At 43.9% G+C, this 8,941-nt stretch carries 5 protein-coding genes; 3 read left to right on the top strand and 2 right to left on the bottom strand.

Features of this window, described 5'->3' with window-relative positions; all coding sequences use genetic code 11:
* Positions 1-182: 182 nt before the first annotated feature.
* Positions 183-1,274 carry a CobW family GTP-binding protein gene (locus O9332_RS00295; protein ID WP_004159591.1) on the bottom strand — a complete coding sequence of 364 codons (1,092 nt, stop codon included), beginning with the start codon at positions 1,272-1,274 and terminating at the stop codon, positions 183-185.
* A 255-nt stretch (positions 1,275-1,529) separates the two neighbouring features.
* Positions 1,530-1,967, bottom strand: a complete 438-nt coding sequence (locus tag O9332_RS00290) for a DUF4079 domain-containing protein (protein WP_043999286.1) — start codon at positions 1,965-1,967, stop codon at positions 1,530-1,532.
* Between the two features lie 4 nt (positions 1,968-1,971).
* On the opposite strand from O9332_RS00290, the gene O9332_RS00285 reads away from it, so the two are divergent.
* The 3 genes from O9332_RS00285 to O9332_RS00275 all read left to right on the top strand — a co-directional run bounded on the left by O9332_RS00285 (position 1,972) and on the right by O9332_RS00275 (position 8,679).
* Positions 1,972-4,608 carry a M1 family metallopeptidase gene (locus tag O9332_RS00285; protein WP_288023222.1) on the top strand — a complete coding sequence of 879 codons (2,637 nt, stop codon included), beginning with the start codon at positions 1,972-1,974 and terminating at the stop codon, positions 4,606-4,608.
* Positions 4,609-4,831: 223 nt separating this feature from the next.
* A complete protein-coding gene (locus tag O9332_RS00280) occupies positions 4,832-7,183 on the top strand; it encodes a DEAD/DEAH box helicase family protein (protein ID WP_288023220.1) in 2,352 nt (783 codons plus the stop codon).
* 371 nt (positions 7,184-7,554) lie between these two features.
* Entirely contained in the window at positions 7,555-8,679 is a 1,125-nt protein-coding gene (locus O9332_RS00275; RefSeq protein WP_288023218.1) for a restriction endonuclease subunit S, read from the top strand.
* The last annotated feature ends 262 nt before the right edge of the window (positions 8,680-8,941 follow it).

The following is an 8,941-nucleotide window of genomic DNA, read 5'->3' as shown; positions in this document are numbered from 1 at the left end:
AGCATCCCACCGAAAAGCTAATGCGCGGGGGGTTTGGGGGCGGCGCCACGCCCCCAACGGGGGGTTTGGGGGGTAGAACCCCCCAAAAGCTTGGATTGAGGGAAAAAATCGAAAGTAACGCCCGACTTTAGCAGAGAGTTTCCCCTTAAAAATCCCAACTTAGTAGATTTACAAAGCGGGGTTTATTTCCCAAATCCTTTACCGCGATTGACAGCAGGTAAAATGAGACAACTGTTAATCTGTTCTTTTAGGGTTTCATGATCGAGATTTTGACCGATAAGAACTAGCTGATTTTTGGGAGTACCTTTCCATTCGTCATCTTCGAGAGTAAAACGTTTGCCACTGAGGTGAAAAATATGACGTTTAGGACTTTCATCAAACCAGAGAATACCCTTAGCGCGGAAAACGCTTTCTGGTAACTGATTATCGAGGAAATATTGGAACTTCCGAATCGAAAAAGGTTGGTCACTAGCAAAGGAAATAGAAGTAAATCCATCCACCTCTAAATGATTGGAATGATCGTGATGATCATGATTGTGATCGTGGTCGTGATCATGATCGCAATGGTCGTGATCGTGGTCGTGGTGATCATGGTCGTGGTGTTCTTCCTCTGTGTCGAAATATTTATCCGATTCAAATAGTCCGACGCTGAGAATTAAGGGTAAAGGGACCTGACTTTTGCTAGTACGAATAATTCTCGCTCCTTCCTTCATGTCCCGGATTCTTATTTCTAAAGAATCCACATCCGCTTCATCCACTAGATCGGTTTTATTGAGAACAATAATATCACCGTAGGTGATTTGACTTAAGGCCGCTTGCGAGTTGAATAAATCGAGACTGAAATTGGCACAATCCACCATGGTGACAATGGAATCTAAACGGGTCATTTCGCGTAATTCCGTCCCTAAAAAGGTTAAGGCTACCGGTAAAGGATCGGCTAATCCTGTGGTTTCTACGACTAAATAATCGATTTTTTCGGGACGTTCGAGAATTTTATAAACCGCTTGAATTAAATCCTCGTTGATCGTGCAGCAAATACAGCCATTATTTAATTCTACCATGCTGTCATCACTACTGATAATCAGTTCATTATCGATACCGATTTCACCAAATTCATTGACAAGAACAGCAGTTTTTAATCCCTGTTGATTGCTGAGAATATGATTGAGGAGGGTAGTCTTACCACTACCAAGAAAACCAGTAATAATTGTTACCGGTAGCCCTTTTTTTGGCACTGACATCGTGTTAATAGCTTGTGATTCGACGGTTTGCATAATGATTTGGGGGTGAGTATTCTGTCACTAAAAAGCGATTTTTCGGGATGAGATAAGTAAGTGGTTTCAATTAAATTGAAGATAGATTTTGTCTTTGATCCCCCCTGCCCCCCTTGATAAGGGGGGTGCCGATAGGCGGGGGGATCCCCCCTTAATTCCCCCTTGATAAGGGGGGGGGATGTGACAATTTTTAACATCCACTTACTTAGCTAGTTTTTCTCGATCAAACAGTCTCCACTCGATCGCCGACTATTTCTATTGTAGATATTTTTGGACCACATCCCATCCTGTTAGGGTAACAAAAAGAAAACCCAGAAACAATAAAAGATTAGTGCCGATGTGGAGAGACCGCGCTAGAGGTGGATGAGTTGTAATGTTCAGGCCGCTAATTGCCGAAACAAAAACCAGAAAAACCACCGATAAACCCGCTATCAGGTGGGAAGAGTGGCCTAAACTGCCATAATGACCGATTGTTCCCACTAATCCGATTCCCAGCAGAATTAAGACCAAAGCAACCATGATCAGGCCGCTGAGGAGATGAAAGGATCTTAACCATTTCGGTCGAGATTGGCCCGCGAGTCGTCGATAACCCATGTTTACCCCCGAAACCGCTAGTAAAAAATAGGCAAAGAGGGTAAATCCCATCGACCAAGCGGCAATTTTCCATAACCAGAGAAAGGAAGGGAGATTCATAGGGGTGGGATTATTATTAGCAAGGAAAGGGACGACCGATCGTGTTAATTTAAGTTTACCGGACAAAAATCAGCAAGTTAGGGCTAATATGTCTCATCTCACCATCGACACAGAAAATAATCAGCGTCAACCCTTTGAGTTACCCGGGGCTAAACCCCATTATAACCCCGATCGACCCGGACAAGTTAATCATATTTTTCTCGATTTAATTATTGATATTCCTCAACAAAGTTTTCAGGGCAGCTGTCAGATTACCCTCACCCCCATTCGTCAGGGAATTAGCAGTTTAACTCTGGACGCGGTGGATTTAAATATTAATTCTGTGTTCATTGAAGGTATCAGTCAACCCTTTGACTATGATCGTTCTCTTCTGACCATTCATCTGCTGCAACCCACCACCGATAAACCGATTATCCTGACGATTAACTATCAGGTTAAGCAACCACAACGGGGGTTATATTTTATCGGCCCCGATGAATATTATCCCGATAAACCGATGCAAGTTTGGACCCAGGGAGAAGATGAAGATTCTCGCTTTTGGTTTCCCTGTTTTGATTACCCTGGCCAATTAACTACCTCCGAAATTCGGGTGAAAATTCCCCAACCCTATATCGCTATTTCTAACGGGGAATTAATCTCGGTGGCAACCGTTGGTGAGGACAGAATTTATCACTGGTCACAAAAGCAAATTCATCCCACCTATTTAATGACTCTTGCGGTGGGAGATTTTGCTGAATTATGCGACTCATGGAATGGTGTTCCTGTCACTTATTATGTGGAAAAAGGACGGGAAGAAGAAGGCCAAAGAAGTATGGGTAAAACTCCCCGCATGATCGAGTTTTTTAGCCAAAAGTTTGGTTATCCCTATCCCTATCCCAAATACGCGCAAGTTTGTGTAGATGATTTTATTTTTGGTGGGATGGAAAATACTTCTACCACAATTTTAACCGATCGCTGTTTAATTGATCAAAGAGCCAGCATTGATCATACTTGGACAGAAAGCTTAGTTGCCCATGAATTAGCTCATCAATGGTTCGGTGATTTAGTGGTAATTAAACACTGGTCTCACGCTTGGATTAAAGAGGGAATGGCTTCCTATTCTGAGGTTTTATGGACAGAATCGGAATACGGAAAAGCTGCTGGTAGTTATTATTTATTAGGGGAAGCAAGAAGTTATTTAGAAGAAGATACTTCCCGCTATCGTCGTCCGATTGTTACTCATGTTTATCGAGAAGCGATCGAACTTTATGATCGTCATCTCTACGAAAAAGGCGCTTGTGTTTATCACATGATCCGCTCTATTTTAGGGGAAGATTTATTCGGAAAAGCGATTCAGACTTTTGTGCGAGATAATGCCCATAAAACCGTGGAAACTGTGGACTTATTACGGGCGATCGAAAAAGCGACCGGGTACAATTTATTATTCCTCTTTGATCAGTACGTTTATCGCGGTGGTCATCCCGATTATAAGGTGGCCTACAGTTGGGACAATCAGAATAATTTAGCCCAATTAACTGTCACCCAAACCCAGGACGAAAAAGAACTATTCGACTTGAAAATTCCCGTCGCTTTTGCCTATCTCAACTCTGAGGATATTACCTACAATCTGCGGATTCACCAAAAAGAACAAACTTTCTATTTTCCCCTAGCACAAAAGCCCGATTTTGTCAAGTTCGATCGGGGTAATAATTTCCTCAAAACCGTCACTCTTGAGTATCCCATCGGTGAATTAAAAGCGCAATTACAACAGGATACCGATCCAATTTCCCGTATCTATGCAGCCATAGCCATTGCTAAAAAAGGCGGTTTAGAAGCGATCGAAGCTTTAGGGACATCCCTAGAAAATGAGCCTTTTTGGGGGGTGCGTGTGGAGGTGGCCAAACAGTTAGCAACTCTTGGTTTAGATCAGGCAGTTACTGCTTTAATTAAAGGTTTAAACGATGAAAAAGCACAAGTACGTCGGGCAGTTGTCGAGGGATTAAGTGAAATTAAAACCTTAGATAGTTATAACGCGCTTAAATCCCTACTAGAAGCCGGAGATGCTAGTTATTATGTGGAAGCGGCCGCGGCGCGAGGATTAGGCTCCATGGCCGTGGGACAATTGCAAAATAAAGAAGGGGAAATTATTGACCTGCTCAATCATATTTTACAGTCAAGAAAGGGGTGGAATGAGGTAGTAAGAGCGGGCGCAATTGGCGGTTTAAGCCAGTTAAAAACCTCCCCGGCGGCTTTGGAGTCAATTTTGACCTACACAGCTTTAGGCACGCCTCAACCCCTGAGATTAGGGGCTATTCGGGCCCTGGGAGCGATTTCTTCGGGACAAAGCACGGATAAATTAACCGTAATTTTGGAACGTTTAGAAACCATTGCCAAGGAAACTTTTTTCTTGACGCAAGTGGCAGTGTGTAACGCTTTAGGACAGATAGAAAATGCCAAAGCTATCGTTATTTTACAAGCTTTGAGCGATCGAACTCCCGATGGTCGTGTCCGTCGTGTAGCGGAGGAAGCAGTACAAAAAGTCCAGAAAAAATTAGGTTCCGAGAAAGCAATTCAGGAAATTCGCGAGGAATTAGAAAAAATGAAACAGGAAAATCAGGAACTTAAAAGTCGTTTGACCAAATTAGAGGCGAAAAATAGTTAATTAACCTGAGTTATCATTTATCAGTTATCAGTTATCAGTTGAGTAGGTAGGCGTTAAAAATTATCAGACACCCCCTTATCAAAGGGGGGATTAAGGGGGGATCCCCCCGCCTACCGGCACCCCCCTTATCAAGGGGGGCAGGGGGGATCGAACCTAAAATCCATTTTTAATTTAATTATAACCAGCTACTTATCAGTTATCTGTTTACTGTCTTGAGAGAACCATGGGATTAGGAGAAACAGACACCAGAGCCAAATTAATTGACCCCGTCCTGCATCAAAGAGGATGGACCGAGGATTGTCTCAAGCGAGAAGAAACCCCGGGGGCAATTCAAATTATCGATGGGGAAGCCGAACGCGCCAGGGGAAGGATCGATTATACCCTGCGAGTTGCCGTCAGTAGCGACAGCCAACCCTTAGCCGTCGCCCTAATAGAAGCAAAAAAGGAAGATGCGCCCCCCACTGAAGGCTTAGAACAGGTTAAACGCTATGCCAAAGGGTTAAATGTACCGTTTGTGTACTCCTGTAACGGTCATCTTTTTGTCGAACACGATCGCACGACGAATATAACTTCAGCCCCTCAGCCCCTCAGCCAATTTCCTACCCCGGCCGAACTGAGGGGGAGATACGAGCAGTATGTAGGCTTCAGCCTAGCAGAGGAGGTCGCCCGTCCCCTGCTGACTCCCTATAAGGGGGGAGAAGGAGGACGGCGTTACTACCAAGATGCTGCCATCCGCGCTGCTTTGGAAAAAATTGCCCGCTGCCAGCAAACAGGCTCCCCGGCGCGAGTCCTTCTAACCCTGGCAACGGGCGCGGGTAAGACTTTTATCGCCTGTAACCTACTGCGAAAAATAGCAGATGCCGGACAGTTGCGACGGGCGTTATTTGTCTGCGATCGCGATGAGTTGAGAACCCAGGGGGCGGCGGCTTTGCAAATTGCCTTCGGTTCCGAGGCGGCGGAAGTAGAAAAGAACCAACCCCACAAGAATGCCCGTGTTTTAATTGCCACCTATCAAACTCTGAATGTGGACAAGGAAGAGGACATGGGGAATTTTTTAACCACCCATTACCCGGAAAATTATTTCAGCCATATCATCATCGATGAGTGTCACCGTTCCGCTTGGGGTAAGTGGTCGCAAGTTCTCACCCGCAACAGTGAAGCGGTACAGGTGGGGTTGACGGCAACTCCCCGGGAATTGGAGTTTACAGAAGACTCGCCCGAATCAGAAGCCGATAGACAAATCACCGCCGATAATATGGCCTATTTTGGCGAACCCGTCTATGAATACGACATCGGACAAGGGATAGAGGATGGCTATCTTGCCGCCTGCGAAATTGTTAGGAGTGCCATCAACCTCGATGACACGGGCATTACAGTGGAGGAGGTCAACAGCAGAAATCCCCTTGATGCCAACACGGGACAGCCCATCCCAGAGGCAGAAATTAGGGAAATGTACGAGAAAACCAGTTATGAGCGGTTAATTTTGCTCCCTGACCGTGTGATGGCGATGGCGGGGGATTTATTCAATCATTTGTTAACAACGGGGGAAGTGGAACAGAAAACGATTATCTTCTGTGTTAATGACCGCCATGCTGATGCTGTAGCCATTGAGATGAATAATCTCTATGCTCGTTGGTGTGCCGCTAAGGGGGAAAAGCCGAAGGATTATTATGCTTTCAAGTGTACGGCCAAATCTTCGGGTAATGACTATTTGCCGGATTTAAAGGGCAGTTCCCGTTCCCATTTTGTCGCGACGACGGTAGATCTTTTAACCACCGGCGTCGATGTCCCCAATGTGAGAAATATTGTCTTTTTTAAATATGTCAATTCTCCCATTAGTTTCTATCAAATGGTAGGGCGGGGGACGCGGTTGGATCTACCCACTAATAAGTTAATGTTTCGGGTGTATGACTACACTAATGCTACCCGTTTATTTGGGGAGAAGTTTCTCGATAAGTTAGCCACCAAAAAGGGGACGGCGGCGGAACCAAAGGAAAGGCAGCAACGCCGGGTTATCTCCGTTGAGGGGTTTGAGGTAAATATTACTCCGGTGGGGCGCTATATTCTGACGACGGTAGGCGGAGAAACGAAGCCGATAACGGTAGAAGAGTATCGAGAGAGGCTGGCGGAATCCTTGGTTAATCAGGTGACTAATTTGACCTTATTTCGTTCAATTTGGGTTCAGCCGGAGGAGCGGGGGAGGTTATTACAAATACTGCCCGATGGGGGGCGATCGGCAAGTATAATTAGGACACTAGATGAGTTGGAAGCTTGCGATTTATTTGATGTTTTGGGAGAGTTAGGTTATGGTTTGCACCGTCTGACTCGTCTGGAAAGGGCGGAAGCTTTTAGTTATAAACAGGAGGATTGGTTACGCGAAATGCCAGAAGAAACGGCGGCGACAGTGAGGGCGATCGCTTCTCAGTTTGGTAAGTCGGGGACGGAAGGATTAGAAAATAAGCTCATTTTTCAAGTGCCGGAAGTGATTAAGGCTGGGGGTTTGTCGGCGTTAAAGTTAGTAGGTAAACCCTCTGAGATCATACAGGAAGCTAAGATAAGATTGTTTGCCGCTTAGGGTTTCTAAATAGAACAGAAAGCGGGTTTCTAGTAAATAGCTAAATTAAGGCTCAGATTTTGTTAAGAAACCCGCTTTCTCCCAGCTTCTTTCTCCAAGCTTGTTGAATGGTATAATATCTGATTAGGATAGGAATGTTATTTTTATTGGGTGATTCCAAGAGAGTGGTGGGTTACGCTATCGCTAACCCACCCTACGCATTGGAGGGGGGTGAGTGCATTGGTAGGGTGGGTTAGACGGCAACAATCTAGGCGTTAAAGTCAATCTAACAATCCGTCGTAACCCACCGTTTTAGTCAACCGAAAGGATGTTTGATTTATGTTTGAAAATAAGATTGATCAGGTTTTACACGCGTTAAAGGAGATGTTGGGATGAGTTGGACAGAAGTAGCTTTAGTCGATGTCTGTAAACCAAAGCAGTGGAAAACTATTCCAATATCAGCATTAAAAAAAGAAGGGTATCCTGTATATGGTGCGAATGGAGTCATTGGTTTTTACGATGAATTTAATCATCTTGAAGAGACATTAATGATTACATGTAGAGGAGCTACTTGCGGCACGATTAATCTTTCAACGCCGAAGTCATACATTACGGGCAATGCTATGGCGTTAGATGATCTGGATCGAGAACTTTGTGATATTAATTTCCTTTACTATTACCTCTCAAATCGAGGTTTTAATGATGCGATAACTGGAACAGCCCAACCTCAAATTACACGAACAAGTCTTTCAGGGATTAAAATCCCCCTCCCACCCCTAAGCGAACAAAAACGAATAGCCGCCATTCTTAATGAACAGATGGAAGCGGTAGAAAAGGCACGAAAAGCAACAGAAGCACAGTTAGAAGCTGCCAAGGCTTTACCTGCTGCCTATCTTCGGGCTGTTTTTGAAAGTGAGGAGGCTAATTCTTGGGAGAGGAGAAAGTTAGGAGAAATATGTCATATAATTGGTGGAAATACATTACCAGATCAGATAATTTCTGAGGTAGATGAACGAGTTTACTGTTTAAAAGTATCTGACTTGGATAAATCTTTTTGTGACAATAATTATATCAATAGTGGTCAGATTTATACTAAGCGTTCTTTGGCTGGCAATAGAATAATACCACCACAATCTATAGTTTTTCCAAAAAGGGGCGGTGCAATCGCCACAAACAAAAAACGTATTTTAACAGTTAATGCAGTTCTTGATCCTAATTTAATGGCAGTCTATCCATCGGGGAAAAATTTATCTAATAAATATCTATATTTCTGGTTTGAAAGTTGGGATCTATCCTCTATTCAAAGTGGGAATTCTGTACCTCAAATAAATGGGAAAGATATTGCACCATTAGAAATTCCCATTCCACCCCTCCCTAAACAACAACAAATTGCCTCAACTCTAACCGAACAAATGCAAGAAGTGGAACGCCTGAAACAGAACTTAAAAGAGCAACTCGACACCATCAATAAACTCCCCGCCGTCTTATTGCGCCGCGCTTTTAATGGAGAATTATAGTTATGCAAACAATAGACATAGAAAAAACACAGCAAGCATGGACAAACTTAAACCAAATACTGTTCATACCTCGTACCGAATCAGAAGAAAATCCCTATTATTTTACTAAATGACAGAAAACCTAATTAGGGTCTGCTGAATAAATCTAAAAACCTTGTTGGATAAGACTTTTGGACTTTTTTCCCCTCAAAAAGTGCCAGCCATTGCGGGGATCGGGGGAAAATTCAGGTACTTTTTCCCTGAAAATTAGGTAGTTGACCAC

The sequence above is a fragment of the Microcystis sp. LE19-10.1B genome (genome assembly GCF_027530565.1).
Lineage (GTDB): Bacteria > Cyanobacteriota > Cyanobacteriia > Cyanobacteriales > Microcystaceae > Microcystis > Microcystis aeruginosa.
The sequence above is the reverse complement of the archived record's forward strand: the minus strand, read 5'-3'. Positions and strand labels throughout refer to the sequence as shown.